The 26,534-nt window shown below is 68.6% G+C and carries 27 protein-coding genes; 14 read left to right on the forward strand and 13 right to left on the reverse strand.

The genetic code is table 11. The features are described from left to right. Window positions 1-1,818: primosomal protein N' (locus ACFQ27_RS16535; protein WP_377354383.1), on the forward strand; the 1,818-nt coding region annotated here is incomplete at its 5' end. Window positions 1,819-1,849: 31 nt separating this feature from the next. On the opposite strand, the gene ACFQ27_RS20875 is transcribed toward ACFQ27_RS16535, so the two are convergent. Together ACFQ27_RS20875 and ACFQ27_RS16550 are read right to left on the reverse strand one after the other, a co-directional pair. After that, on the reverse strand, window positions 1,850-4,270 hold the full coding sequence (locus ACFQ27_RS20875) for a hypothetical protein (protein ID WP_449305017.1): 2,421 nt from the start codon (window positions 4,268-4,270) through the stop codon (window positions 1,850-1,852). Window positions 4,271-4,375: 105 nt separating this feature from the next. Further along, window positions 4,376-5,158, reverse strand: coding sequence for a TerC family protein (locus ACFQ27_RS16550; protein WP_377354384.1), 783 nt, complete (start codon window positions 5,156-5,158; stop codon window positions 4,376-4,378). Window positions 5,159-5,332: 174 nt separating this feature from the next. Here ACFQ27_RS16550 and ACFQ27_RS16555 point away from each other — a divergent pair, with 174 nt between their 5' ends. The 3 genes from ACFQ27_RS16555 to ACFQ27_RS16565 all read left to right on the forward strand — a co-directional run bounded on the left by ACFQ27_RS16555 (window position 5,333) and on the right by ACFQ27_RS16565 (window position 8,201). After that, window positions 5,333-6,436, forward strand: coding sequence for an acyltransferase family protein (locus tag ACFQ27_RS16555; RefSeq protein WP_374343589.1), 1,104 nt, complete (start codon window positions 5,333-5,335; stop codon window positions 6,434-6,436). A gap of 69 nt (window positions 6,437-6,505) precedes the next feature. Next, window positions 6,506-7,183 carry a CHAP domain-containing protein gene (locus ACFQ27_RS16560; protein ID WP_377354385.1) on the forward strand — a complete coding sequence of 226 codons (678 nt, stop codon included), beginning with the start codon at window positions 6,506-6,508 and terminating at the stop codon, window positions 7,181-7,183. 61 nt (window positions 7,184-7,244) lie between these two features. Beyond that, on the forward strand, window positions 7,245-8,201 hold the full coding sequence (locus tag ACFQ27_RS16565) for a magnesium transporter CorA family protein (protein WP_374343583.1): 957 nt from the start codon (window positions 7,245-7,247) through the stop codon (window positions 8,199-8,201). Window positions 8,202-8,209: 8 nt separating this feature from the next. Here the strand turns inward: ACFQ27_RS16565 and ACFQ27_RS16570 are convergent, their stop codons facing one another. Together ACFQ27_RS16570 and ACFQ27_RS16575 are read right to left on the reverse strand one after the other, a co-directional pair. Continuing rightward, the gene (locus tag ACFQ27_RS16570) at window positions 8,210-9,067 is read right to left on the reverse strand and encodes a crotonase/enoyl-CoA hydratase family protein (RefSeq protein ID WP_377354386.1); all 858 of its coding nucleotides are present in this window, start codon (window positions 9,065-9,067) and stop codon (window positions 8,210-8,212) included. 66 nt (window positions 9,068-9,133) lie between these two features. After that, window positions 9,134-9,802: a COQ9 family protein gene (locus tag ACFQ27_RS16575; RefSeq protein ID WP_377354387.1), complete on the reverse strand. Its 669-nt coding sequence runs from the start codon at window positions 9,800-9,802 to the stop codon at window positions 9,134-9,136. A 177-nt stretch (window positions 9,803-9,979) separates the two neighbouring features. Here ACFQ27_RS16575 and rpsU point away from each other — a divergent pair, with 177 nt between their 5' ends. Together rpsU and ftsH are read left to right on the forward strand one after the other, a co-directional pair. After that, window positions 9,980-10,213 (forward strand): 30S ribosomal protein S21, encoded by a 234-nt coding sequence (gene rpsU / locus ACFQ27_RS16580; RefSeq protein ID WP_111275467.1) that lies wholly within the window; start codon window positions 9,980-9,982, stop codon window positions 10,211-10,213. 119 nt (window positions 10,214-10,332) lie between these two features. Further along, entirely contained in the window at window positions 10,333-12,231 is a 1,899-nt protein-coding gene (gene ftsH, locus ACFQ27_RS16585) for an ATP-dependent zinc metalloprotease FtsH (protein WP_377354388.1), read from the forward strand. A 6-nt stretch (window positions 12,232-12,237) separates the two neighbouring features. Here the strand turns inward: ftsH and ACFQ27_RS16590 are convergent, their stop codons facing one another. The 5 genes from ACFQ27_RS16590 to ACFQ27_RS16610 form a co-directional block, all read right to left on the reverse strand. Continuing rightward, the gene (locus tag ACFQ27_RS16590; protein WP_374343576.1) at window positions 12,238-12,369 is read right to left on the reverse strand and encodes a hypothetical protein; all 132 of its coding nucleotides are present in this window, start codon (window positions 12,367-12,369) and stop codon (window positions 12,238-12,240) included. A 260-nt stretch (window positions 12,370-12,629) separates the two neighbouring features. Further along, complete coding sequence (locus ACFQ27_RS16595; protein WP_377354389.1) at window positions 12,630-13,055, reverse strand: hypothetical protein; 426 nt, start codon at window positions 13,053-13,055, stop codon at window positions 12,630-12,632. Window positions 13,056-13,175: 120 nt separating this feature from the next. Beyond that, window positions 13,176-13,922 carry an SDR family oxidoreductase gene (locus ACFQ27_RS16600; RefSeq protein ID WP_377354390.1) on the reverse strand — a complete coding sequence of 249 codons (747 nt, stop codon included), beginning with the start codon at window positions 13,920-13,922 and terminating at the stop codon, window positions 13,176-13,178. A gap of 45 nt (window positions 13,923-13,967) precedes the next feature. Beyond that, complete coding sequence (locus ACFQ27_RS16605) at window positions 13,968-14,174, reverse strand: hypothetical protein (RefSeq protein ID WP_374343569.1); 207 nt, start codon at window positions 14,172-14,174, stop codon at window positions 13,968-13,970. Between the two features lie 23 nt (window positions 14,175-14,197). After that, complete coding sequence (locus tag ACFQ27_RS16610; RefSeq protein WP_377354391.1) at window positions 14,198-14,635, reverse strand: MarR family winged helix-turn-helix transcriptional regulator; 438 nt, start codon at window positions 14,633-14,635, stop codon at window positions 14,198-14,200. 75 nt (window positions 14,636-14,710) lie between these two features. Between ACFQ27_RS16610 and thiD the strand changes: the two genes are divergently transcribed. Together thiD and ACFQ27_RS16620 are read left to right on the forward strand one after the other, a co-directional pair. Further along, complete coding sequence (gene thiD / locus ACFQ27_RS16615) at window positions 14,711-15,514, forward strand: bifunctional hydroxymethylpyrimidine kinase/phosphomethylpyrimidine kinase (RefSeq protein ID WP_377354392.1); 804 nt, start codon at window positions 14,711-14,713, stop codon at window positions 15,512-15,514. Further along, window positions 15,511-16,080: a nucleotidyltransferase family protein gene (locus tag ACFQ27_RS16620; RefSeq protein WP_377354393.1), complete on the forward strand. Its 570-nt coding sequence runs from the start codon at window positions 15,511-15,513 to the stop codon at window positions 16,078-16,080. Before thiD ends, ACFQ27_RS16620 begins: the two co-directional genes overlap by 4 nt. Window positions 16,081-16,133: 53 nt before the next feature. On the opposite strand, the gene ACFQ27_RS16625 is transcribed toward ACFQ27_RS16620, so the two are convergent. The 3 genes from ACFQ27_RS16625 to ACFQ27_RS16635 all read right to left on the reverse strand — a co-directional run bounded on the left by ACFQ27_RS16625 (window position 16,134) and on the right by ACFQ27_RS16635 (window position 19,070). Further along, complete coding sequence (locus ACFQ27_RS16625) at window positions 16,134-16,505, reverse strand: hypothetical protein (protein WP_377354394.1); 372 nt, start codon at window positions 16,503-16,505, stop codon at window positions 16,134-16,136. 97 nt (window positions 16,506-16,602) lie between these two features. Further along, on the reverse strand, window positions 16,603-17,019 hold the full coding sequence (locus ACFQ27_RS16630) for a hypothetical protein (RefSeq protein WP_377354395.1): 417 nt from the start codon (window positions 17,017-17,019) through the stop codon (window positions 16,603-16,605). Window positions 17,020-17,168: 149 nt separating this feature from the next. After that, entirely contained in the window at window positions 17,169-19,070 is a 1,902-nt protein-coding gene (locus ACFQ27_RS16635; RefSeq protein ID WP_377354396.1) for an ATP-binding protein, read from the reverse strand. Window positions 19,071-19,308: 238 nt separating this feature from the next. Between ACFQ27_RS16635 and ACFQ27_RS16640 the strand changes: the two genes are divergently transcribed. Together ACFQ27_RS16640 and ACFQ27_RS16645 are read left to right on the forward strand one after the other, a co-directional pair. Further along, complete coding sequence (locus ACFQ27_RS16640) at window positions 19,309-19,644, forward strand: hypothetical protein (RefSeq protein WP_374343554.1); 336 nt, start codon at window positions 19,309-19,311, stop codon at window positions 19,642-19,644. Between the two features lie 65 nt (window positions 19,645-19,709). Further along, window positions 19,710-20,135, forward strand: a complete 426-nt coding sequence (locus tag ACFQ27_RS16645) for a hypothetical protein (RefSeq protein WP_377354397.1) — start codon at window positions 19,710-19,712, stop codon at window positions 20,133-20,135. Here the strand turns inward: ACFQ27_RS16645 and ACFQ27_RS16650 are convergent. After that, window positions 20,132-21,019: a DMT family transporter gene (locus ACFQ27_RS16650; RefSeq protein ID WP_374343550.1), complete on the reverse strand. Its 888-nt coding sequence runs from the start codon at window positions 21,017-21,019 to the stop codon at window positions 20,132-20,134. The two genes, ACFQ27_RS16645 and ACFQ27_RS16650, sit on opposite strands and share 4 nt — an antisense overlap. 197 nt (window positions 21,020-21,216) lie before the next feature. On the opposite strand from ACFQ27_RS16650, the gene ACFQ27_RS16655 reads away from it, so the two are divergent. The 4 genes from ACFQ27_RS16655 to ACFQ27_RS16670 all read left to right on the forward strand — a co-directional run. Continuing rightward, window positions 21,217-22,401, forward strand: coding sequence for a phosphoserine transaminase (locus tag ACFQ27_RS16655; protein WP_374343548.1), 1,185 nt, complete (start codon window positions 21,217-21,219; stop codon window positions 22,399-22,401). A 139-nt stretch (window positions 22,402-22,540) separates the two neighbouring features. Next, window positions 22,541-24,121 (forward strand): phosphoglycerate dehydrogenase, encoded by a 1,581-nt coding sequence (gene serA / locus ACFQ27_RS16660; protein ID WP_374344526.1) that lies wholly within the window; start codon window positions 22,541-22,543, stop codon window positions 24,119-24,121. A gap of 174 nt (window positions 24,122-24,295) precedes the next feature. Then, complete coding sequence (locus ACFQ27_RS16665; protein ID WP_374343546.1) at window positions 24,296-25,801, forward strand: flavin-containing monooxygenase; 1,506 nt, start codon at window positions 24,296-24,298, stop codon at window positions 25,799-25,801. Window positions 25,802-25,945: 144 nt separating this feature from the next. Further along, window positions 25,946-26,534, forward strand: a 589-nt coding sequence (locus ACFQ27_RS16670) for an ImuA family protein (protein WP_377354398.1), incomplete at its 3' end; no start/stop codon positions are given.

Genomic DNA, 26,534 nt, shown 5'->3' on the forward strand with positions numbered 1-26,534 from the left:
GGCCAGGCGCCGGCCCGGCCCACGGCGGCGCGGACCAAGGTGCTGGAGACCCTGGGGGCCGGCCGCATGGCCCCCGCCGACCTCGCCCGCGCGGCCGAGGTCTCCTCCGGCGTGATCAAGGGCCTGGTAGACGAGGGGGTGCTGGCGCTGGAGCTGGTCATGCCCCAGGCGCGGTTCGAGGCGCCGGACCTGGAGAAGCCGGGCAATCCGCTCAATCCCAGCCAGGCCGCGGCGGCGGACGCCCTTAAAGGCATGCTGGCCGAGGGCGGGTTCAATGTCGCCCTGCTGGATGGGGTGACCGGCTCGGGCAAGACCGAGGTCTATCTGGAGGCCGCGCACGCGGCCCTGGCCGCCGACCCGGAGGCCCAGGTGCTAATCCTTCTGCCGGAGATCGCGCTGACCCAGGCGGTGATCGGCCGGGTGGCGGCCCGGTTCGGCGCGGCGCCTGGCGAATGGCACTCCGACATCGCTCCGCCTCAGCGCCGGGCGGTCTGGGAAGGGGTGGCCCGGGGCGATTGCCGGATCGTGGTCGGCGCTCGATCGGCCCTGTTCCTGCCCTTCCGCAAACTGGCCCTGATCGTGGTCGACGAGGAGCACGACGGCTCCTTCAAGCAGGAGGAGGGCTTCATCTACCAGGCCCGCGACCTGGCCGTCGCCCGGGGCAAGATCGAGGGGGCCGGCGTGGTGCTCGCCTCGGCGACGCCTTCGCTGGAATCCCTACGCAACGCCGAGACCGGCCGCTATCGCTGGCTGCGGCTGACCGCTCGCCATGGGACCGCCCGCCTGCCCGACATCTCGCTGATCGATCTGCGCGAGACCCCGCCGGAGAAGGAGCACTGGCTGTCCCCGCCCCTGGTGGAGGCGATGGGCCAGACCCTGGCCGCCGGCGAGCAGACCCTGCTGTTCCTGAACCGCCGGGGCTATGCGCCGCTGGTGCTGTGCAAGGCCTGCGGCGAGCGGCTGACGGCTCCGGACACCGATTCCTGGCTGGTGGAGCACCGCTATTCCGGCCGGCTGGTCTGTCACTTGACCGGCTTTTCGATGAAGAAGCCCGAGGCCTGTCCGCACTGCGGAGCCAAGGATAGCCTGGTCTCCATCGGGCCCGGCGTCGAGCGGGTGGAGGAGGAGGCCCGGGCCCTGTTCCCCGAGGCGCGGGTGGCTGTCTTTTCGTCCGACACCATGTGGGACGCCCGCGAGGCCAAGCGCCTGGTTGAGGCCATGGAGGCCGGCGAGATCGACATCCTGGTGGCGACGCAAGCCGCGGCCAAGGGGCACAACTTCCCCAACCTGACCCTGGTGGGGGTGGTGGACGCGGACTTAGGTCTGCGCGGCGGCGACCTGCGGGCGGCGGAGCGGACCTATCAGCTACTGGCCCAGGCGACGGGGCGGGCGGGGCGCAAGGACCGGCCGGGCCGGGCGCTGCTGCAGACCTACGCCCCCGACCACGCGGTGATGCAGGCCCTGAAGGCCCAGGATCGCGACGCCTTCACCGAGGCCGAGCTGAACGAGCGCGAGCTGGCCGGCCTGCCCCCGTTCGGGCGGCTGGCGGCGGTGGTGCTTTCGGGGCCGGACCCGGCGGCCCTGGAGGCCTTCGCCCGCACCATGGCCGAGGCGGCGCCCAACACCGAGGGCGTGAAGATCTATGGCCCGGCCGATGCGCCCCTGTCCCTGGTCCGAGGTCGGCGCCGAAAGCGGTTCCTGGTCCAGGCCACCCGCAGCGTGGACCTCTCGGCCTATATGGCGGCCTGGCGCGCCCGGGTGCGGCCGCCGGGCGCGATCCGGCTGGCGATCGATATTGACCCGTACAGCTTCCTCTAACGTTTCGCTTCACCGCACATCCCGGCGAAGGTTAGAAGCTGAGGTTCTGCACCTGGGCGGCCGAGAAGGCGTTGAGCTGGCCAGGGGTCATGGCGGCCAGCTGGGTGCTCGACAGGGCGGTCAGCTGCGAGGTGACCAGGCCTGGGATCTGGGTGGGGGTGAGCCAGCCGACCTGGGTGGTCGTCAGGCCGCCGATCACGCCCGGATCCAGCTTGGAGATCTGAACCGCGGTGAGGGCCGCCACCTGGCTGGCGGTGAACTTGGCGAAGGCCGCGGGACTGAGCGCGCCCAACTGGGTCGCGGTCAGGCCGGGCAGATTGGTGGCGGACAGGCCGCCGACCTGGGTGGTGTCCAGGGCCAGCAGATTGGTGGTGGAGACCGCCGACAGCTGAGACGCGGTCAGGCCCGACAGCTGGGTGGCGGTGAGCTCGGTGAAGTCCTCGGCCGCCAGGCTGCGCAGCTGGACGACGGTCAGGCCCTGCAGCTGGGTCGGGGTCAGGGCCGCGACCTGGGTGGAGGTCAGGGCTGAGAACTTGGTGGTGGAGAGCCCGGCGATCTGGGTCGAGGTGAGCGCGCTGAGCAGGGCGCCGGAAAGCTCGCCCAGGGCGGTGTCCGACATGCCGTTGACCTGGGCGGGGGTCATGGCGTGGACCTGGATATAGTTGAACCGCTTCACCTCGCCGGCCTGCAGGGCCGACAGCTGGGTGGTGGTCAGGCCCTGGACCTGGGTGGTGGCCAGGTCCTGTATGCGGGTGGTGTCGAACAGAGCCAGGTTGTCTGTCGACAGGGCGCCCAGCTGGTTGGCGCCGAAGCTGTCCACCTGGTCGACGGTCAGGCGGTTGAAGTCGGTGGTCGACAGGCTGGCGATCTGGGTGGTGGTCAGGCCGCGCACCTGGGTGGTCGACAGCCAGGTCATCCGCAGGTCGCTGAGCCCCGACAGGGTGGTGGGCGACAGGGCCGCCACCTGGGACGAGGTGAGCGCCCCGAACTGGTCGCCTGAGATGGTGTTCAGGCTGGTGGCCGTCAGCGCGCCGATCTGATTGGGCGTCAGGGCCGCGACCTGGGTGGTGGTCAGTTCGCCCAGGTCCGTGGCGGTCAGGTTGCGGATCTGGAAGGCGGACAGGCCCTGGATCTGCTGGGTCGACAGGCCGCCAACCACATCAGCGCTGAGGGCCTGTAGGTTGGTCACCGACAGGGCGCCGAGCTGGGTGGAGGTGAAGGCCCCCACCTGGGTGTCGGTCAGCCGCGCGAACTCGGTGGCGCTAAAGGCGCTGACCTGGGCCGGCGACAGGCCGCGAACCTGGGTGGTCGAAAGGGCCGCGACCTGGGTGGCGGTGAAGGCGGCCAGGTTGGTGGTGCTTAGGGCGCCCAACTGGGCGGGCGTAAAGGCGGCGACCTGTGTCGCTGAGAACTCGGCGAAGTCGCCGGTTCCCAGGCTGGCGATCTGGGCGGTGCTCAGGCCCTGGACCTGGGTCGTCGTCAGGGCCCGCACCGTGGTGGTGTCCAGGCCTTGCAGGTTGGTGGTGGCCAGGGCGCCCAGCTGGGCCCCGCTGAGGCCCGCCATCTGGGTGGTGGTCAGGCGCGCGAAGTCGGTGGTCGACATGGCGGCGGCCTGGGTGGTGGTCAGGCCTTGGAGCTGGGTCGAGGTCAGGGCCTGGATCGTCGCCGTGGACAGTTTGGCGAGGGCGGTGGGCGAGACATTGCCCAGCTGGGCGGCGGAGAGTTGGGCCACCTGGGTGGCCGACAGCTGGGCCGTCTGGGTGGTGGCCAGGGTCGAGACCTGGGTCACGGTGAGCGCCGCCACCTGGGTCGAGCTGAGCGCGCTGATGGCCGTGGGCGACAGATAGAGCGCCTGGGCCGGGGTGAGGGCCTTGATCTGGACCGCCGTCAGGGCCGCGGCCTGGGGCCCCGACAGCTGCGCCATCTGGGTGGTGTAGAGGGCGCCCAGCTGGGTGGTTCCGAACTGGGCGATCTGGGTGGTGGTGAATTCGGCGAGGTCGGCGTCGGTCAGGCCGCGGATCTGGGTGGCGGTCAGACCCCGGATCTGGGTGGAGCTCAGCCCCGCCACCTGGGTGGCCGTCAGGCTGGAGAGGCGGGTGACCGACAGGCCGCCGAGCTGGGTGGAATAGAGGCTCGAGAGCCGGCCGCCGGCATAGGCCGCGAACTGGTTGTCGGTCAGGGCGCTGAGCTGTCCGCCGTTCAGGGCCAGCAGCTGGTCGGTGGAGAGGGTCAGGTTCTCCGCCAGGTGCGGCAGCTGGGTGGTGGTCAGGCCCTTGATCTGGGTGGCGCCCAGGGCGGCCACCTGGGAGGCGCTGAGTGATTCAATGCCGGCGGTGCTGAGGGCGGCGACCTGGGTGGAGCGCAGGCCGGCCATCTGGGTGGTGGTGAGGCGCTCGACCGTGCTCACCGACAGGGCGGCGATCTGGGCGGCGGACAGGTAGGAGATCGGCATGTCGGTCTCCCTCTGGCGTGCGGTCAGACGGACGCGAATCGCGCGCCGTCAGGTTAGGAACCCGCGCCGCCCCGGGCAAGCTGAGGGGCGGCGCGGGGCCTGAACCTATTGGCCCTCTCGCTTCTTGGCCGCGTTTCGGGAGGCCATGTTGAGGCCCTCCACCAGGGCCGAGAACGCCATGGCCCCGTAGATGTAGCCCTTGGGCACATGCACCCCGAAGCCCTCGGCGATCAGCACGGCGCCGATCATCAACAGGAAGCCCAGGGCCAGCATGACCACGGTGGGGTTGTTGTTGATGAAGTTGGCCAGCGGCTCGGAGGCGACCAGCATCACGGTCACGGCGGTGATCACGGCGATGATCATGATCGGCAGGTGATCGGTCATGCCCACGGCGGTGAGGATCGAGTCCACGGAGAACACCAGGTCGATCATCAGGATCTGGAAGATCGCCGCGCCGAAGTTCATCGCCACCGGCGCCTTCTTGTCGAGCAGGTCTTCGCTGGGGCGCGGGTCCACCGAATGGTGGATCTCAGTGGTCGCCTTCCAGACCAGGAACAGGCCGCCGGCGATGAGAATCAGATCCCGCCAGGAGAAGGCCAGGTCGAAGGGCGCGTGACCGTCGGCGCCCACAGGCGGCGAGAAGGGCAGTTGGAAGACCGTGGCGGTCAGGCCGGCCAGGAAGGCCAGGGTCGACAGCAGGGCCAGGCGCATGATCAGCGCCAGGCTGATGCCGATGCGGCGGGCCTTGGTGCGTTGCTCCTCGGGCAGCTTGTTGGTGAGGATCGAGATGAAGACGAGGTTGTCGATGCCGAGCACCACCTCCATGACAATGAGGGTGATCAAGGCCGCCCAAGCGGCGGGGTCGGCGGCGAGCTCCAGGAGCGTCATGCGGGTCCTCTGCGACTGCGAACCGATGTTATGTAGTGACGCTTTCGCCCTCGCCCAGTCCCTCACAGGCAAAACGCCTTTCAGATGGGCGACCTGCGCTAACCGGACGGTGAGAGTTGCCGGGCCATGATGTCCGCTCGGGCGGCCCTGAGGCGCCCGTGATGGGACGCATCAATGACCGACGGCCAGAACATCCGACCGCTCACCTCTTTGCGGTTCTTCGCCGCCCTTTGGGTGGTGCTCTACGACTATTGGCCGAACCTGGTGGGCGCCGGCGCAGCCCTGCCCAATCTGGTGGCCAAGGGCTATCTGGGTGTCGAGCTGTTCTTTGTCCTGTCCGGCTTCATCCTCAGCCACGTCTATCGGACCAGCGTCGAGACCGGCCGTTTCCGCTATGGCTCGTTCCTGTGGGCGCGGCTGGCGCGGGTCTATCCGCTGCACATCGCCACCCTGGTCGGCGTCGGGCTGATGGCCGGGGCGGCCTCCATGGCCGGGATCGCGGTCGACCCGAACCTGTCGGCCTGGGAGGCCCTGCCGGCCAACCTGACCCTGACCCAGGCCTGGGGGCTGTCCCCCGTGGCGGGTTGGAACCATCCCTCCTGGTCGATCTCGGCCGAGTGGTTCGCCTACCTGACCTTCCCGGCTTTCGCCTGGGCGGCGCTGAAACTGAAGGCCCGGCCGCTGGTCGCGGTTGCTCTGGCGATCCTGTTCATGACCGGCCTCTACGCCGCCTTCCAGGCCCTGGCCGGCTTCTCGCTGACCCACGCCACCATCCGCTGGGGCGCGCTGCGCATCGTCCCGTGCTTCGCCTATGGCTGCGCCCTGCACGCCCTGTGGCGGGCGCGTCCGGCTGATTCTCGCAGCCAAGCCCTGCTGGGCGCCGCTTTTTCAGGCGCCGGGGTGCTCATGGCGGCCGCAGCGGGCGCCCCGGATACGCTCATCGTGGTCGGCCTGGGGGCGATCATCTTCTTCTTGGCGCGGCTCGCCGAAACCGGCTCCGAGCTCTTGAGCGCCGCGCCCCTGGTCTATCTCGGTGAGATTAGCTACTCGGTCTACATGATCTGCATTCCCTGGAGAATTGTATTCCCGAATCTCGTCACCAGGGTGGTTGAGCTTAACAATGATCAGTTGCCCCTGGGGTTGTGGTTAGTTTTTGTCGCAAGCGTGGTTCCTCTTGCAGCCCTCTCCTATCATCTTGTGGAGAAGCCGGCCCGAAACCGCATGAAGCTCATGGCTGAGGCGTGGGCGACTCGGCGACCTTCGGCCGCAACCGCATAAAGGGTCTTTTCATTCGCTTCTGGGATGAGTATCCCTTCGCCCAGTTCGCGTCGGGGAGCACCCTCTAACATGCTTAAACGGACGAGGACCGTTATCGGTTCCCTGGCCGCCGCGGCGGTTATGACCCTCGCGCCTATCGGCGCGATTGCTGACACCTACTGGCAGTGCGTGCCCTTCGCGCGCCTGATCTCCGGCATTCAGATCTTCGGTGACGCCTACACCTGGTGGAAGCAGGCTCCGGGCCGGTACGAGACCGGCTTCTCGCCCAAGACCGGCGCGGTGCTGTGCTTCAAGCCCACCGGCAAGATGACCCTGGGCCACGTGGCCGTGGTCAGCCAGGTGCTCACCGACCGCGTTATACAGATCACCCACGCCAACTGGTCGCGCATCGGCGGGACCCGCGGGCAGATCGAAAAGGACGTTACGGTCATCGACGTCTCGCCCAAGGGCGACTGGTCGACTGTGAAGGTCTGGTACGACCCGGTCCGGGACCTCGGTTCGACCACCTATCCGACCTACGGCTTCATCTATCAGGACGCCCAGGCGATCCGCGTGGCCAATTCGGGCTTCAACGCCGCCCAGAACGCCGCCATCGCCATGGCCCAGAGCGCGGCCAGCCAAGTCGTGTCCACCGTCCGTCCGGGCGCCGGCCCGCTGGCCATGCTGGGCCAGGCCGCCGACTCCACCGACCGGATCGCGGCCCTGATCCAGGCCGCCCTGTCCCAGCCGTCTACCGAGCAGAAGTAAGCGCCTCGCCGTCGTTGACCGCCGCGTCCGCGCCGCCCATTGAGGGGGCGCGGAGGACCTCATGCTGCATCTCCTGCGCCGCGGCGCGCCCCATCCCGAGACGGTGGTCCTGACCCCCGACTGGCGTCCGCCCGCCGATGCGGTCTGGCTGGATCTGGACTGCCCCTCCCGCGACGAGGAGGTTCAGGTCGAGCAGGCCCTGGGCCTCGACCTGCCGTCCTTGGACGAGATGGCTCAGCTGGAGCCCTCCAGCCGGCTCTACCAGGAGAACGGCTCGACCTTCATGACCGCCACCCTCCTGGCCCGCAGCGATGGCGAGCATCCGTCAGGGACGCCGGCCACCTTCGTCCTGCATGACGGCCTCTTGATCACCATGCGCTATGCGCCGCTGAAGGCGTTCTCGATCTTCGCCCAGAGCGGCGTCCAGGCCCAGGCGCCGACCTGCGGGGCCGAGGCCTTCATGGGGCTGATGGATGCGGTGGTGGAGCGCTTGGCCGAGGTGCTGGAGCGGTGCTCCCAGCGGGTGCAGGAAAGCTCGAACGCGATCTTCGACCGACCGCGCGGCGCGGCCTTCGAGCCCCTGCTCACCAGCCTGGCCCGCACCCAGTCGATCAATGCGCTGGGCCAGGCCAGCCTGATCAGCCTGGGCCGGCTGGCCAGCTTTGCGACCCTGGCCCACGAGGTGTCCGAGGCGCCGGCCCGGGTGGCGCACCTGGCTTCGGTGCAGCACGACCTTCAGTCCCTGACCGAGCACTCCGGCCACCTGGCGACCCACATCTCGTTCCTGCTGGATGCGGCGCTCGGCCTGATCAATATCGAGCAGAACAGCATCATGAAGGTGTTCTCGCTGGCGACGGTGATCCTGATGCCGCCGACCCTGGTGGGGGCGATCTACGGCATGAACTTCGCCCACATGCCGGAGCTGTCCTGGAAGCTGGGCTATCCCTTCGCGCTTGCCCTGATGCTGGTGTCCGGCCTCGGCCCGGTCTGGTGGTTCCGGCGCCGAGGCTGGCTCTGAGGCGGTGACTACATGCCGTGCTTGAGCGGCTGCAGGTCCGGGAAGTCCGGGTCGCGCTTCTCGGCCCGGGCCTTGAAGGCCTCGCCCATATGCGGGCCGGCGAACATGCCGGTCTGCCAGACGGCGATATAGTCCAGGCCGTCCTTGAGGGTGTGGTCGCGGGCGTAGTTGATCATCACCTTCGAGCCGGTGACGGCCAGCGGCGCCTTGGAGGCGATCTCACGGGCGGTGGCCAGGGCGTGAGCCACGCATTCCTCGTGGCTCGGCAGCACCTCGTTGACCCAGCCGATCTCCTTGGCCTTCAGGGCGGGCATGCGGCGGCCGGTATAGGCCATCTCCCGCACCCAGCCCTCGGGGATCAGCTTGCACAGCCGTGGGAAGGTGCCGACGTCGGCGGTCATGCCGATATTGATCTCCTGGATGCAGAAGAAGGCGTCGGCGCTGGCGTAGCGGATATCGCAGGCGCTGGTCATGTCGACGGCGCCGCCGATGCAGCCGCCCTGGATGGCGGCGATCACCGGCGCCCGGGCCTCGTCCAGGCAGGAGAAGCAGTTCTGGAGCCACAGGATGTGGTGGCGTTGCTGCTCGGCGTTGATCCAGCGGTCTGCGGCCTGGCTGGCCGAGGTCGAGCCCCCACCGCCAAACACCGCCAGGTCCATGCCGGCGGAGAAGTGCTTGCCGGTGGAGGAGATGACGATGGCCCGGGCGCGGGCGTTGTCATTGATGTCGCGGACGATCACCGGCAGCTCGTTCCAGAACTCGCGGATCATCGAGTTCATGGCCTCGGGCCGCTTCAGCTGGATGTGGGCGACGTGGTCTTCAATGGTGACGTTGAAACAGGTCCAGGCGTGGTCGGCGGCGCTCATGGCGGATCTCCCCTTTTGTGGTGTTGGGGACATCATCCGCCTGTGACGGGGGGAAAGGAAAGAGCCTTACCGATACCGTAGCTTGGCCAGCGCCCGGGCCACCTCGGCCAGGACGTCCTGGGCGCCCAGGCCCGCCTTCCACTTCTCAAACGCCATGACGTTGTCGATGCGGGCGTCGAGGAAGGCTTCGGCCTCCGCCGGGCTGGCGTGGAGGCGAAGGGCCAGGGTTCCGGCCAGGATGCCCGACAGGATGGCGCGCTTGGAATAGTGGTTCTCATCGGTGGCGGTGTCGCCGGCCCAGCGCCACAAGGCGTCGGCCGAATCCCACAACAGGCGCATGGCGAGCGGCAGGTTGAGCGGCAGGGCCAGGAACCCGGCCCAGCGGCGCAGGGCCTCGCCATCGGCCGCCGCGGCCTCGGTGCGGGCGAGGACCGCGGCGCGGATGCGCGCGCGGATCTTCAGGGCCGCCGGATCGGGCAGGGCGGCGAGGGCCTGGGCGTCATGTCGGCGCGCCAGCAGGGCGGCGAGGTCGCGGGGGCCATGCGGCAGGAGGAGTTCGGTCTCGGCGGCGCTCAGCCCCATGGCCCGGCCGGCCGCCCGCGCCATGTGCCAGGTCCAGCCCTGGGTCGGGGCGAGCACCCTGGCCTGGTCGAGCAGGGCCTGCTCCATGTCGCCGGCCCAGTCGGAAGCTTGGCTGGAGGGAGCGGGGCGGTCGAGGGCGGGCGCGTCGGTCATGTCGTGAATTTATACCCTCCCGAGCCATCTGTCCGCCGTGGACATGGGCTTAAGCATCTGCTATCTGCGCGCCCTCGTCTCGGAGGGCTTCCTTCGGGCAGCAAAGACTATTGTCCGTTCGCCGCCGCGCCCCTGCGGGGGGAGGCCGAGCGGGAACGGGTGACAGGAGAGAGACCTCTGGTTCAGATTTTCGTCCGCGACAACAACGTCGACCAGGCCCTGAAGGCGCTGAAGAAGAAGATGCAGCGCGAGGGCTCGTTCCGCGAAATGAAGCGGCACGTCCACTATGAAAAGCCTTCGGAAAAGCGCGCCCGTCAAAAGGCCGAGGCTGTCCGTCGCGCCCGCAAGCTGGCCCGCAAGCGCGCCCAGCGCGAAGGCCTGATCGCCGCGCCGAAGAAGCCCTCGCGCTGAGCCGGGGCTCCTAGCTCAATTATCGAAAAGGCCGCGCGGACACGCGCGGCCTTTTTGCTTTGCTCTCGGCCCCCTATCTTAGGCCGGAGCGGACACATTCCGAGACGGTCTGAACGGTAATGAACCTGAGAAATCTCGCCATCTGGGGCGTCGTCGTCGTCGTCGCCCTCGGCCTCTACAGCATGGTGGCCGGCGGCAGCCGCACGGCCGGCGTCAGCGAGATCAGCTATTCCCAGCTCCTGAACAAGGTGGGGAACGGCGACGTGAAGAAGGCTGAAATCGCCGGCTCGCGCGTCGAGATCACGGACGGCGGCGGCAAGATCTTCGCCACCACCACCCCCAACAACCAGGACGAGCTGGTCAAGCGGCTCGAAGCCAAGGGCGCGGACATCAAGGTCAAGCCGCCCGGCGGCTCGCCCCTGGTGGGCTTCTTCGTCCAGGCCCTGCCGATCCTGCTGCTGATCGGCGTCTGGATCTTCTTCATGCGCCAGATGCAGGGCGGCGCCCGCGGCGCCATGGGCTTCGGCAAGTCCAAGGCCCGCATGCTGACCGAGAACAAGAACCGGGTGACCTTCGACGACGTCGCCGGTGTCGACGAGGCCAAGGAAGAGCTGACGGAAATCGTCGACTTCCTGAAGGACCCGCAGAAGTTCCAGCGCCTGGGCGGCAAGATCCCCAAGGGCGCCCTGATGGTCGGCCCGCCCGGCACCGGTAAGACCCTGCTGGGCCGCGCCGTCGCCGGCGAGGCGGGCGTGCCGTTCTTCTACATTTCGGGCTCCGACTTCGTGGAAATGTTCGTGGGCGTCGGCGCCAGCCGCGTGCGCGACATGTTCGAGCAGGCCAAGAAGAACAGCCCCTGCATCATCTTCATCGACGAAATCGACGCCGTCGGCCGCCATCGTGGCGCGGGCCTGGGCGGCGGCAATGACGAGCGCGAGCAGACCCTGAACCAGCTGCTGGTGGAGATGGACGGCTTCGATCCCAACGAAGCCATCATCGTCATCGCCTCCACCAACCGTCCGGACGTGCTGGACCCGGCCCTGCTGCGTCCCGGCCGTTTCGACCGCCAGGTCGTGGTGCCGAACCCCGACGTCGGCGGGCGCGAGCGCATCCTGCGCGTCCACATGAAGAACGTGCCCCTGGCCGCCGACGTGGACGTCAAGACCATTGCTCGCGGCACCCCCGGCTTCTCGGGCGCCGACCTGGCCAACCTGGTCAATGAGGCGGCCCTGATGGCGGCGCGCAAGAACCGTCGCATGGTCCTGCACCGCGACTTCGAAGACGCCAAGGACAAGGTCATGATGGGCGCCGAGCGCCGGTCCATGGCCATGAGCGAGGACGAAAAGCGCCTGACGGCCTATCACGAGGGCGGCCACGCCCTGGTGGCCCTGACGGTGCCGTCGGCCGACCCGGTGCATAAGGCGACCATCGTGCCGCGCGGCCGCGCGCTCGGCATGGTGATGCAGCTGCCGGAAGGCGACCGCTATTCCATGGACTATGTCCAGATGACCTCGCGCCTGGCGATCATGATGGCCGGCCGGGCGGCGGAAGAGATCATCTTCGGCAAGGACAAGATCACCGCCGGCGCCTCCAGCGACATCCAGGCGGCGACCAGCCTGGCCCGCAACATGGTCACCCGCTGGGGCTATTCGGACGAGTTGGGCACCGTGGCCTATGGCGACAACCAGGAAGAGGTCTTCCTGGGCCATTCGGTGGCGCGCACCCAGAACGTCTCCGAGCAGACCGCCCAGAAGATCGACCAGGAGGTTCGCCGCCTGGTCCAGGGCGGCCTGGACGAGGCCCGTCGCATCCTGACCGAGCGTCGCGCCGACCTGGAGACCCTGGCCAAGTCGCTGCTGGAGTACGAGACCCTGTCGGGTGATGAGATCATCGGCCTGATGAAGGGCGTGCTGCCCAACCGCGAGGACGCCGAAGCTAAGAAGCCGGCGGGTCCGGCGGTGGCTGTGCCGATCACCCCGGCCATCGCCCCGCCTGGCGCCGAGCCGAACCCGGCCTGATCCACCTCAAGCGTCGCCCGTCTCCAGCAGGCGGGCGGCGCGTTCCACCACCTGGCGGTGCCAGGTGGTCAGGTCGGTGCGGGCAAGCTTGGTCTTGGCGGCGGCCGGCGCGCCCTCGCCATGACGGCGACGCAGCATCTGGGCCTCTTCGACAGCTTCTCGACGCAGCCGTTCCCGGCGCCGCCAAAGGCGAATGGGGTTGAGCACCATAGCCACACTCCTCGGTAGGGCGGCCTAGCACTCCAATATGACGTGAAGTAGCGGCTTGGCGCCCAGCCTGAACACTTAGGCTATGACGCGATGCAGCAATTGGAAACCCGAAATGGGGCGCGCCTCCGTTCGACGACGCCATGTGCTGCAGGCTTGGTCCCGCCGCGACCGCGGCGGGACCGCCTTGCCTATTTGCCGCGCTTGGCCAGCATGGCCTTCAGCTCGGCCTGGGACGCATTGACCACCGCCGCGTCGCCTTGAACCGCCAGGCTGGCCGAATCCACCGCGAAGGTGTCGGCGCCCATCTTGATGGTGGCCGTCTGCTTGCCGCCGGCCTCAGGCTTCAGGCTGGTGATCGTACCGATACTGACGCCGGTGTTGTCCTTGACCGCCAGGCCGACAGCCAGGGCCGCCGTCGTGGCGCTGGTGTCCGCCGCCACGCCGGTCTGGGAGCCCATGGCGCCGGTCATGGGCGCAGAGCCGGTGGCGGGGCTGGTGGAGGGGACCGGCGGTGTCTTCGCCGTCCCGTTGGGCGCGGAGCCGGCGGTCTGTGCCATGGCCGGGGCCGCGATCAGGGCGGCAAGGGCCGCGCCGAGAATGTAGGTGGAACGCATGAGGTCTCCTGTTTGCGCATGAGGCCTCCCCCGAAGTCCACAAGGTCAGGGTGCAATGGGGCGTCGTCACGACCCGGTGAGGGCGCAAACAGGGCGAATGGTCCGGCTTGGTCCGACGGCTCAACCCCGGCCGATGAACGGCATCTTGGTGGCCATCACCGTCATGAACTGGACGTTGGCGCTGAGCGGCAGGCCGGCCATGTAGACCACGGCGTCGGCGACGGCCTGGACATCCATCACCGGTTCGGCGGCCATGGAGCCGTCGGCCTGGGGCACGCCCTGGCTCATGCGCAGGGTCATCTCGGTGGCGGCGTTGCCGATGTCGATCTGGCCGCAGGCGATGTCATAGGCGCGGCCCTCGAGCGAGGCGGACCGGGTCAGGCCGGTGATGGCGTGCTTGGTGGCGGTGTAGGCCACCGAAAAGGGCCGCGGCGCATGGGCCGAGATCGAGCCGTTATTGATGATCCGGCCGCCGCGCGGGTCCTGGTCCTTCATGATCCGGAACGCGGCCCGCGCGCACAGGAAGGCGCCGGTGAGGTTGATGTCCACCACCCGCTTCCAGGCCTCGAGGGTCAGGTCCTCCAGGCGCCCGCCCGCCCCGGTCCCTGCGTTGTTGAACAGCAGGTCGAGGCGGCCGTGCCGGGCCTCGATGGCGGCGAACAGGGCCTCGACCCCGGCTTCGTCGGTGACGTCGGTTGGGACCACATGGGCCTGGTCCGGCGCGTGGGCGGCGGTGGTCTCCAGCTCGGCGGCGCGGCGGCCGGCGAGGATGACGGTCCAGCCGGCGTCCATCAGGGCCTGGGCGCTGGCGCGGCCGATGCCGGAGCCGGCGCCGGTGACGAGGGCGATGCGTTGGGGGCTGCTCATCCCTCGCCCATACCAGGGCGCGCAGGCCTCAGGCCAGATGCGCCTTCACCCCCCAACCTTGACCCGGGGATGATCCCGCCAGGCCGGCAGGGTGGCCATATAGGCCAAGGTGTCCTTCTCCGCCTGGGCCCGGTCGCCGCCGCGCTCGCGCAGCTGCCAGTCCACCATGCGGCCAAACCGGGTGTCGAAATCCTGCAGGGCGCCGGTCTCGTCGACGCAGTAGGCGCAGTAGCGGCCGGTCTCTATCGGCATGCCGCAGCTTTCGCATTTGTGGGTCACGGGGGGTCCTTTCGAAGGGCTGCGGCGAGGTCGCCCAGCAATTGGATGAGGGTCTGTCGATCCCCCTGGGGCAGGCGCGCGGCCGCCGCCTCCAGCCGGGCCTGCTCCAGCACGCTGAGCGCGTCAGCCAGCCTGGCCTGGCCCTCCGGCGTCAGCCACACCAGGCTGCGGCGGGCGTCGGCCGTATCAGCCTGGCGTTTGACCAGGGCCTTGGCCTCCAGGTGGTCGATCATTTCCGACAGGGTCGACGGCGCCCGGCTCATGTGGCGGGCGAGCTCAGTCAGGCTCATCGGGCCGGCCTCGGCCAGGTGCAGCAGGAAGGCGGTGGTCTCCGGCGACAGCCGCTCGCGCTTGTCGCGCACCCGGCGCACGGCGAGCAGGTAGATGTCGCCATAGGCGGCCTCGAAGCGGCGGGCGAAGTCGGCGGGGTCCATGGCCACATGCTGCGGTCCACAACTTCCTTCGTAAATCCCGATGCATTCGCCGCGCGCGCGCGCTACCGCTGGATCATGAGCAAAGCCCTTGGACGCGTCCTGATCATCGCCGGCTCGGATTCAGGCGGCGGCGCCGGCCTGCAGGCCGACATCAAGACCGTGACGGCGCTGGGCGGCTATGCGGCCACTGCGGTCACGGCGATCACCGTGCAGAACACCCTGGGCGTCACCGGCGTCCATCCGATCCCGCTGGACATCGTCGAAGCCCAGGCGCGGGCGGTGCTGGACGATATCGGCGCTGACGCCCTCAAGACCGGCATGCTGGGCGACGCCGCCACGGTGGAGCGAGTGGCGCAGATCCTGGACACCACTTCGGCGCCGGCTGTGATCGATCCGGTGATGGTGGCCAAGGGCGGCGCGCCCCTGCTGGCCGAGGACGCGATCTCGGCGGTGCGGGACCTGCTGATCCCCCGGGCGGCTCTCTTGACCCCCAACGCGCCTGAGGCCCAGGCCCTGACCGGACTTGCGGTCGAGACCCTGGACGATCAGTTCCGCGCCGGCGAGGCGCTGCTGAAACTGGGCGCGCGGGCCGTGCTGATGAAGGGCGGCCATGTGGCGGGCGAGACGGTGGTCGACATCCTCATGACGCCGGACGGCGAGACCAGTTTCGAGGGCGAGCGGGTGGAGACCCGGCATACCCACGGCACCGGCTGCACCCTGGCCTCGGCCTGCGCCGCCGGCCTGGCCCAGGGCCTGCCGCTGGAGGCGGCGGTGGCCCAGGCCTGGGCCTATGTGGGCGAGGCGATCCGTCAGGCGCCGGGCTTCGGCGCCGGCCATGGCCCGCTCGATCATGCCTGGCCGCTGCGGGGGCTGGCATGAGCCTGGAAGCCCGGCTCGAGGTCATCCTGCGCGAGACCCCCAGCCTGATGACGGTGATGGAGACGGCCCGGGGGCTGGACCTGCCCGACTGGCTGATCTTCTCCGGCGCCATCTATCAGCGGGTGCTGAACCGGCTGACCGGCCGCGATCCGGACTACGGGATCAAGGACTATGACCTGGGCTACCACGACGCCTCGGACATCTCCTATGAGGCCGAGGACGTGGTGATCCGTCGGGTGGCGGCGGCGTTCGAGCCGCCCCTGCGCGAGATGGTCGAGGTGCGCAACCAGGCCCGGGTGCATCTCTGGTTCGAGGGCAAGTTCGGCGAGCCCTATGAGCCGCTCGCCTCCACCGCCGAGGCGCTCAGCCGGTTCACCAGCGCCACCTTCGCGGTCGGCGCCCGGCTGGAGGCTGACGGTCGGATGACCATCGCCGCGCCGTTCGGGCTGGAGGACATCTTCGCCCTGCGCCTGCGGCCCAATCCGATCCGCCAGACCGCGGGCTTCCGGCGCACGGCCGAGGCGGCCAAGGCCCGTTGGCCGGAACTCACCATCCTGGACGCCTGACACGGAAAAGGGGGCGGACATGCCGCCCCCTTCGTCAGGGTCCTGTTACAGGGCTAGTGACGATACCGGTCGCCATAGCCGTAGCCATAGCGGTCGCCGTCATGGGCCTGGACCCGGATCTGGGCCGACAGCCGGTCAAAGCGGCGGTCCAGGTCGGCGCGTTCCCAGTTTGACAGGCCGCCGCGGCGATAGCGGGTCTCCAGCCGGGCGATGCCGTTGAACTCCCCGCGCAGGCGGCGCGCCTCGGCGCGGGTGATCTCGCCGCGGCGGACCCCGGCGTCGATCCGGGCGTCCAGGCGGGCCTGGCGTTCGTTGACGGACACCCAGCCGCCGCCATGGCTCCAGGCCTGGGCTGAGGCGGTCGTGGCGACGCCGGCGCTCAGAGTGACGGCGGAGAGCGCGGCCAGGAGGGTCAGCTTCTTCATCTTGCAGTCCTTTCCTTGTCTGGGCCCCCCGTGAAGGCGGCCTTCCCCGTCCCGGGCTCAGGAACGGCCGGGGACGGGGAAGGTTTCGCAGGCTCGGTTAGTGGCGCGGGCCGTAGCCGTAGCCGTATTCCCGGTCGTGACGCTCATAGCGCAGGCGGGCCGAGATCGAGTCGAAGCGGCGGTCCAGGTCCGCCTGCTCCCAGCGGGTCACCCGGCCATCCGAGCGGTAGCGCCAGGCCAGGCGCTCAGCTTGGCGCAGTTCGGCGCGCAGGCTGGCGGCTTCGCGGTAGCTGAGCTGGCCGGAGCGGACGCCGCGGGCGATGCGGGCTTCCAGGTTGTCGCCGCGAACGATGCCTTGGCCGCCGCCGCCATAGGCGGGACCGCCGTGGTCGTAGCCGTAGCCGGGGCCGCCATTTCCATAGCCGTAGCCGTAGCCGTAGCCTTGAGCGGCGGCGGGGGCGGCGGCGCCGGCCAGAGCGGCGACGGCGACGAGCGAGAGCAGGGTCTTCTTCATGGTCGTTCTCCGTTTCAGACCGTCCATGTCGGGCGGCGTTGAGGGGAGAATGACCGGGGCTAGCTGAAGCTGATCTGAGGCGCTTGTTGTCTGATGTTCAGGTTTAGCGGCCAGGCTTGGCGGTCAGGCTTGGCGGTCAGGCTTGGCGGTCAGGCCGCGGCGCTGTCCGCCGCCGGCCTGGCGGGCGCCTGCGCCGCTTCGGTGAGGGCTCGGCTGATGGCCTCGTAGAGCTTGGCGATCTCGATCGGCTTGGCCACGTGGCCGTCCATGCCGGCCGCCAGGTATTCCTGGACCTGGTGCGACAGGGCGTTGGCGGTCAGGGCGACGATGGGCGTCCGTCGGCGACCCTGCGCCTGCTCCGCCTCGCGGATGGCGCGGGCGGAATCGATGCCGTCCATCACCGGCATCTGGATATCCATCAGCACCAGGTCATAGGCCCCGTCGCGCCAGGCCTCGAAGGCGGCCTTGCCGTTGGGCACGATATCGATGTCGATGCCGAGCGACCCCATGACCGCCGCCAGCACCTGTTGGTTGGTCGGGTTGTCCTCGGCGGCCAGCAGGCGCAGCGCGCCCTCGGAGGGCTCGTTCTCGGCTTCGGCCGGAGTGGCCGCAATGGCCGAGGCTTCGCCGCGGGGCAGGGGCAGTTCGACCCGGAAGGTCGCGCCATGGCCTTCGCGGCTGTCGACCTGGATCGTCCCGCCCATCATCTGGGTCAGCTCGCGGCAGATGGCCAGGCCCAGGCCCGTGCCGCCGAAGCGGCGGGTGGCGGAGTTATCCGCCTGGACGAACTTCTCGAACAGGTTGGCCAGCTTCTCGGCCGGGATGCCGACCCCGGTGTCGCGCACGGTCAGGCGCAGGGCGCCGCTGTCCGGCGCGATGTCAAAGGCCGCCAGCACGCCGCCCGTCTGGGTGAACTTGACCGCATTGGACAGCAGGTTGCCCACGATCTGGCGCAGCCGGTCGGCGTCGCCCTTCCAGGCGCCCAAGGCCCCGTCCGTGAACTGGACGTCGAAGTCCAGGCCCTTCTGCTGGGCCAGCAGGCGGAAGCTGTCGGTGGTGGGGCCCACGGCGCTGACCAGGTCGAAGTCGTCCACCAGCAGGGTGAGCTTTCCGGCCTCGATCTTGGACAGGTCCAGGACGTCGTTGAGCACCGCCAGCAACAGGCCGCCGGACTGGCGGATCACATCCAGGCGCTCGCGCTGGACGGGGGCCAGGTCGCCCATGGACATGACCTCGGCCATGGCCAGCACGCCGTTCAGCGGCGTGCGGATCTCGTGGCTCATATTGGCCAGGAACTGGGACTTCAGCACATTGGCCGCATTGGCGGCGTCGCGGGCGACCGTCAGGTCCTGCAGGGTGGCCTTCAGCGCCTTGTCGCGCTCGTCGAGGCGGGCGAGCAGGTGGTTGAAGCTGTCGGTCAGGCTGCGGAACAGGCCGTCCTGGGCCCGGGCGGTGACAGGCTGGAAGGCGCCCCCGGCGGCCACGTCGTGCATGGCCTCGGACAGGCGCTGCACCGGGGCGATGATCCGGTGGGCCAGGCCGCGGCCCAGAAACAGCGCGACGCCGACCCCGGCGAAGAACAGGGCGCCGGTCAGGGCGATGAACTGGGGCAGGAGGGCGCTGAAGGCCGGCGGCCGGGCGCTGAGCGCCAGCTCCCCCACCCGCAGGCCGTGCAGCTTCACCTCGGTGCGGATCACCTCGACGTCGTCGGCCTGGGGGCCGGTGCGGCGATAGGCGGCCAGGATGCGGCCGTTGGCGTCCAGCAGGCGCGCGTCGGTCACCTGGCTGGCGCGGGCCAGCGCGCTCAGGGCGGGCGCGGCGGCGGCGGCGTCATGGGCGGCCACGGCGGGCGCCACGGCCTGGGCGGTGATCTCCGCAAGGGCGGTGTGGGAGACATGGCTCTGCTCGCGGGCGACAGCCCACTGCTGGAGCATGAAGGTGCCGCAGGCGGCGGCCAGCACGGCGAGCGCGGTGATCAGGGCGGCCCCGGCCACCCGGGCATGGAACGAGGCCGTATGCGGCGCGGCGGTCGTTCTGAGCTTCTCTGTCATGGCGCTCACGGTCCGGGACAAGCTTGCCCGATACGCCAAGACTCCTAACGTTTCGCTTCCAGGTGGCGTTTTTTGAGAAAGTCGCGTTCGCGCGAGAGGCGAAGTCGTGTCCCCGCCGACACGCTCAACCTCTGCGCGCAGTTGTCGCGGTTAATGAAGCGTTAACACGCTGGACCCAGCTTAACCTCTGGTTTACCTTTTCCCTCGTGAGTTCATTCACAGGTGGAGGGGTTCTCCGATGGAAAAGGCGTTTGTCGCCCAACGCGTCGCGACCAAGCTGTTCGCGACCGAGGCCGCTGTCGACAAGGCGATGGTGGAAGCTACCGAACTGATGGCGGACATGCTGAAGGCCCGCCAGGACGTGAACGCCTCGCTGGTGTTCGCGGACGAAGCCCAGGTGAAGCTGATGGACGCCATCCGCGCGCTCAGCGAAGCCCGCTCGGCCATGGTCGGCGTGCACGGCCAGCTCGGCGAAGCCAAGCTGCGCCTCGGCATCCGCACCAAGATGATCGGCGAGCTGGACAAGAATCTCCTGAGCGCCCGCCAGACTGTCACCATGCGGGAAGTCGGCTGAAGCCCAACTTGGGTTGCAATAGTTTAACTGGTTGACGCCCCTAATCCCGGTTAGGGGCGTTTTCCATGTCTGGCTTTTACCTTCACAACCTGCTGCGGATCGCCATCGTGCTCGTGACGGCGTTCGCGTGGTTCAAGGGCGGCCCCGCGGAGCGGATCGGCGCAACTGTGAACCTTGTGGGGTCGCTGGCGGTCATGTTCCTCGTCAGGGCCATGCAGCAGGAGCAGATCGGGCTCGTGCTTCTGGGGCTGGATGGCGCCCTGGGCCTTGTCTTCCTGGCTCTCGCCGTCCGCTACACCAGTTTATGGCTGGGTGGCGCGATGCTTCTGCAGGCCGCGCAGTTCTCGCTGCATGCCTACTACCTGGTGTTGGATCGCCACGTGGATCTGCTGTTCGCGGTGGTCAACAACGTCGTCAGCTGGGGCGTCCTGCTGGCCATCCTGATCGGCACGCTTGTGACCTGGCGCGGTCTCGGCAAGCGGGAGATCTAGGCCCGCGCCTTGGGGTGGAACGTCGCCAGGCCCACGCCGGCCAGGATGATGGCCAGGGCCAGGAAGGCGCTTGCGTCCGGACGCTCGCCCATGAAGGTGATGCCGACGCCGGTGGCCCACAGGGGCGCGACATAGACCGCCATCGAGGTGAACAGGGTCCCGCGATGCTGGATCAGATAGATCCAGCCGATGGTCGACAGGCCGGTGGGGAAGATCCCGTGCGCCAGCACCGCCAGGGCGGAATCCAGCGGCGGAACCTTCAGCGGCGCGTGGAACAGCAGCGCGATCAAGGTCGCGGCCACCGCGCCCCACAGGCACATCATCCAGGCCCCGACCGCCGGCGAGACCGCCGGGGCCTGCTTGGCCAGGATGTTGGAGACCGCATAGAGGATCGCCGCCGCCAGGGCGAGCAGCAGGCCGGTCGCCTCGAGGGACATGCCGCCGGCCAGCTTGGGCGCCACCAGCACCAGCAGGCCGCCAAACCCTAAACCCACCCCCGCCGCCTTGATCCGGTTCATCCGTTCGCCCGGCACGATCATGTGGGCCATGAGCGCGGTGAAGATCGGCGTCGCCCCGTTGCAGATCGAGTTCATGGCCGAGGGGATGCGCTCCGCGGCCAGGGCGAACAGGGCGAAGGGGATGGCCATGCCGACCACCCCGTTGGCGAGGTAGAATTTCCAGGCCCCGTGATCGAGGCCCGGCAGCTTCTCACGGCGCAGCAGCACCACGATCCCCAAGGTGATCACGGCGACCCACAGGCGCTCGGTGGTGGCCCAAACCGGCGGAATGTGCGCCACGGCCACCTTCAGGAGGGCGAAGGCCGAGCCCCAGATCGCCACCAGCGACGCCAGGATGAGCCAATCGAGGGGGCGGGGGCGGGTCATTCCAACGGGTCTCAACGGCTTGAAGCCGCTGATGAATCACAGTCCGGCCCCCAGGCCAAGGCCGTTCGCCCGGGACTGCGGTCAATTCGCTTTGCACAAAGTTTCGCTTGCGCTGCCTGCGAATCCAGCGTTCCTGCGCGGCGGGCCACGCCCCCCCAACGGGGCGCTGCTCATCTGTAAGGATGGGAGACATCGCTATGACGACCTTGCCGACGCCGGCTATGCGCCCGGCTCGCCCCGAATTCTCTTCCGGCCCCTGCGCCAAGCGCCCCGGATGGAATCCCCAAGCTCTCCAGAACGCCGTCCTCGGCCGCTCGCACCGCTCCAAGCCGGGCAAGGCGCGCATCCAGGACGCCATCAACCGCACGCGTGCGGTGCTGGAAGTGCCGGACGATTTCCTGATCGGCATCGTGCCGGGCTCGGACACCGGCGCCGTGGAAATGGCCCTATGGTCTATGCTGGGGCCGAAGCCGATCCAGCTGCTGGCCTTCGAAAGCTTCGGCAAGGACTGGGTCACCGACGTGGTGAAGCAGCTGAAGCTGCCCGCCGAAGTGCTCGACGCCCCCTATGGCCAACTGCCCGACGTGTCCAAGGTTCGCGCCGACGCCGACCTGGTCTTCACCTGGAACGGCACCACCTCGGGCGTGCGCGTCCCCAACGCCGACTTCATCTCCGCCGACCGCGAAGGCATCGTGATCTGTGACGCCACCAGCGCCGCGTTCGCTCAGAGCCTCGACTGGACCAAGCTCGATGTCGTGACCTTCTCCTGGCAGAAGGCGCTGGGCGGTGAAGCCGCCCACGGCGTGCTGATCCTGTCGCCGCGCGCCGTCGCCCGCCTGGAGAGCTACACCCCGGCCTGGCCGATGCCGAAGCTGTTCCGCATGACCAAGGCGAACAAGGACGGTGGGAACAAGGTCAGCCTCGACATCTTCGAAGGCGCCACCATCAACACCCCCTCCATGCTCTGCGTGGAAGACGCCATCGACGCCCTGAAGTGGGCCGAAGGCATCGGCGGCCTGGCCGAAATGCGCCGCCGGGCTGACGCCAACCTCGCCGTCCTGGCCGAGTGGGTGGAAAAGACCGCCTGGGTGGAGTTCCTGGCCGCGGACCCCGCGATCCGCTCCAACACCTCGGTGTGCCTGAAGGTGGTCGACCCCCGGGTCACCGGCCTGTCCGACGACGCCCAGGCCGACTTCGCCAAGAAGCTGGCCGCCGCGCTCGAGAAGGAAGGCGTGGCCCTGGACGTCGGCGGTTACCGCGACGCCCCTCCCGGCCTGCGCATCTGGTGCGGCGCCACGGTCGAGACCTCGGATCTCGAGGCCCTGACCCCCTGGCTGGACTGGGCCTTCGCCAAGACCGCCGCCGACCTGCAAGCCGCCTGATCCTTCCGGACCGTCATGGCCGGGCTTGTCCCGACCATCCATAAACACCGACGTCGCAGCCCCCCGCGCCAACCCTCGCCTTTCCGCGATCAGGGGTGGCCGGGACAAGCCCGGCCATGACGTCAGAATTGAGCGAGAAATTCCCATGCCCCGCGTTCTGATCGCTGACAAACTCAGCCCCGCCGCCATCGACATCTTCAAGCAACGCGGCGTCGACGCCGACGTGAAGACCGGCCTGTCCAAGGACGAGCTGCTGAAGATCATTGACCAGTATGACGGCCTGGCCGTCCGCTCGGCCACCAAGGCCGACAAGGACGTCATCGCCGCCGCTGCGAACCTCAAGGTCATCGGCCGCGCCGGCATCGGCGTGGACAATGTCGATATCCCCGCCGCGACGTCGAAGGGCATCGTGGTGATGAACACCCCGTTCGGGAACTCCATCACCACGGCCGAGCACGCCATCGCCATGATGTTCGCCCTGGCCCGCCAGCTCCCCGCCGCCGACGTCTCCACCCAGGCCGGCAAGTGGGAGAAGAACCGCTTCATGGGCGTCGAGCTCTACGCCAAGACGCTGGGCCTGATCGGCGCCGGCAATATCGGTGGCATCGTCGCTGACCGCGCCAACGGCCTGAAGATGAAGGTCGTGGCCTATGACCCCTTCCTGTCGGCCGAGCGCGCCATTGAGCTGGGCGTCGAGAAGGTCGAGCTGGAAGACCTGCTGGCCCGCGCCGACATCATCACCCTGCACACCCCGCTGACCGACAAGACCCGCAACATCCTGTCGGAAGAGAACCTGCGGAAGACCAAGAAGGGCGTTCTGATCGTCAACTGCGCCCGCGGCGGCCTGGTCGACGAGCAGGGCCTGCGCAAGCTGCTGGATGAAGGTCATGTGGGCGGCGCCGCCTTCGACGTGTTCGTCGAAGAGCCGGCCAAGGAGAACGTGCTGTTCGGGGCCGAGAACTTCATCGCCACCCCGCACCTGGGCGCTTCCACCGCCGAAGCCCAGGAGAACGTGGCCCTGCAGGTCGCCGAGCAAATGAGCGACTATCTGCTCACCGGCGCGGTCACCAACGCCTTGAACAGCCCCTCGGTCACCGCCGACGAGGCCCCCAAGCTGAAGCCCTTCGTGGCCCTGGCCGAGCGCCTGGGCGCCTTCGCCGGCCAGATGGTCGACGTCGAGGTCAAGGCCGTGGACATCGCCTATGAGGGCGAGGTCGCCAACCTGAACACCCGCCCGCTCACCGCCGCCGCCCTGGCCGGCGTGATGCGGCCGATGCTGGCGGAGATCAACATGGTCTCGGCCCCGGCCGTGGCCAAGGACCGCGGCATCACCGTCTCCGAGAGCAAGCAGGACGACAGCCCCATCTATGAAAGCCTGGTGCGGATCACCGTCACCACGGCCATGGGCAAGCGCTCCTTCGCCGGCTCGGTGATGGCGGGCACGCCGCGGATCATCGAGGTCAAGGGCATGGACCTGGACGCCCCGTTCGCCCCGGTGATGCTGTACGTGAACAACCTGGACAAGCCGGGCTTCATCGGCGCCCTGGGGGCCTTGCTGGCCGACGCCCAGGTGAATATCGCGACCTTCAACCTGGGCCGCGTGTCGGCCGGCGAGGACGCCATCGCCCTGGTCGGCGTCGACCAGGACCCGTCGGACGCCCTGGTCGCCAAGATCCGCGCCCTGCCGCACGTCAAGGAAGCGCGCACCCTGCGCTTCTAGAGCCTGCGTCCATGGCATGAAGCGCCCCGCCGGTTCCGCCGGCGGGGCTTTTTCATGTCTGCGCCCTTGCGGGGCGGCTTTATGTGATCAATGATCACCTATCTTGATCTTGATCAAGGAGGCTGAACGCCCGGCCATCAAAACTTGGCGCGAGGAAAAAACCAGGAAGCCGCCATGAGCACCCAGACCCAAGTTCGCGAGTCCGTACGTTCGCCCGGCAAGGCCGAGCACTTCGATGTCCTGATCGTGGGCGCGGGGATTTCAGGGATCGGCGGCGCCTATCACCTGCAGACCCAGACCCCCGGCAAGTCCTTCGTCATCCTGGAGCAACTGGATGGCTTCGGCGGCACCTGGTGGAGCCACCGCTATCCGGGCATCCGCTCCGACTCGGATCTCTACACCTTCGGCTACCGGTTCAAGCCCTGGACCAGCGCCCCGATCGCCTCGGCCGAGGAGATCCTGAAGTACATGGGCGAGGTGATCGAAGAGAACGATCTGGCCCGCCACATCCGCTACAACCACACCATCACCCACGCCGAGTGGTCCTCCGCCGACAATCTCTGGACCGTCGAGGCGGTGCGCAAGGACACCGGCGAGACCCTGCGCTTCACCTGCAACTTCCTGTGGATGTGCCAGGGCTATTACCGCCAGAACCAGGGCTACACCCCCGAATGGCCGGGCATGTCCGACTACAAGGGCAAGATCGTTCACCCGCAGGAATGGCCGGAAGACCTGGACTACAAGGGCAAGAAGGTCATCTGCATCGGCTCCGGCGCGACAGCGGCCACCGTGGTCCCGGCGATCGCCGCCGACGTGGCCCATGTGACCCTGGTCCAGCGCTCGCCGACCTTCTTCGTGCCGGGCCGCAACGCCGACGAACTGGCCGACACGCTTCGCCTGCTGCAGGTCGACGAGACCTGGATTCACGAGATCGTCCGGCGCAAGCGTCTCTATGACCAGGACCTGTTCACCCGCCGCGCGGTGGAAGAACCCGACGTCGTGAAGGAGGAGCTGCTGGCCGGCGTCCGCGCCTTCCTGCCGGAGGACGTGGTCCAGAAGCACTTCATGCCCAAGTACCGCCCCTGGCAGCAGCGCATCGCCTTCGTCCCCGACGGCGACCTGTTCCAGGGCGTGATCGCCGGCAAGGCCTCGGTGGTGACCGGCGAGATCGAGCGCTTCACCGAAAAGGGCCTGAAGATGAAGTCGGGCGAAGAGATCGAGGCCGACATCATCCTCACCGCCACGGGCTTCAACCTGAACGCCTTCGGCGACATCGACTTCGTGGTCGACGGCAAGCCGGTGGCGGCTTCGGACACGGTGACCTATCGCGGCATGATGTTCACCGGCATCCCCAACATGATCTGGGTGATGGGCTATTTCCGGGCCAGCTGGACCCTGCGCGCCGACCTGATCGGCGACTTCGTCTGCCGCCTGCTTCAGCACATGGACGAGAAGGGCGCGAAGAAGATCGAGGTGGTCATGGGGCCGGAGGAGGAGAAGCTCGAGCGCCTGCCCTGGATCGATCCGGACAACTTCAATCCCGGCTATCTCGCCCGCGGCATGCACCTGATGCCCAAGCGCCTGCCCAAGTGGGAGTGGCAACACACCCAGGACTACTGGCGCGAAAAGGACGAGTTCCCGCAGATCAATCTCGACGGCTCGGAATTCAAGTACAGCTGAGGCGGCAAGCCTCGGACGAACAGCGGCGCGGAGGGAGACCTCCGCGCCGTTTGCGTTTCCCCCACACAGGAACGGCTCATAGCCTCGACCATTGACTCTCCCGCTTCCAGGTCTAGAACAAAAGCGGAACAAGAGGTCGAGGTCATGTCTGGCGCCCGCGCCCAAGCGTTCGCCGAACTGAAGGCGAAGATCGCCGTCTTGGAGGCGGGCGGCCGGGGCCGCGCCTCTGGCCTGTCCCTGGGCGACCCGCGCCTGGACGCCTGTTTCCCCGGCGAGGCCGGCCTGCCGCTCGGCCAATGGCACGAGATCGGCGCCGAGGGCATGGAGGTCGAAACCGCTGCCGCGCCTGCCGCCTTCGCCGCCCTCTTGGCCGCGCCCCTGGCTGTCCGCGGCGAGGCGGTGTGGATCCTGCGCCGGGATGATCTCTATGCGCCGGGCCTTGTGGGGCTAGGCTTTCCGGCCGAGCGCCTGATCCAGGTCTGTGTCCGCGACGAGGCCGAGGCCCTGGCCGCGGCCGAGGACGCGCTGGCCGCCGCCGGCGTCAGCGCCGTCTTCGCCGAGGTCGAGGCTGTCGACCTGACGGCGGGCCGGCGCCTGCAACTGGCCTGCGAGAAGCGCGGCGCCACGGGCTTCATCCTGCGGCGTCGGCCCTATGGCGGCCTGGGCGTCAAGGCGGCGACCGGCTCGGCGGCGGCCACCCGTTGGCGGATCGCGCCGGCGGCCAGCGATCCCG

It is taken from the genome of Phenylobacterium conjunctum, assembly GCF_042679085.1.
In the GTDB taxonomy this organism is placed as follows: domain Bacteria; phylum Pseudomonadota; class Alphaproteobacteria; order Caulobacterales; family Caulobacteraceae; genus Phenylobacterium; species Phenylobacterium conjunctum.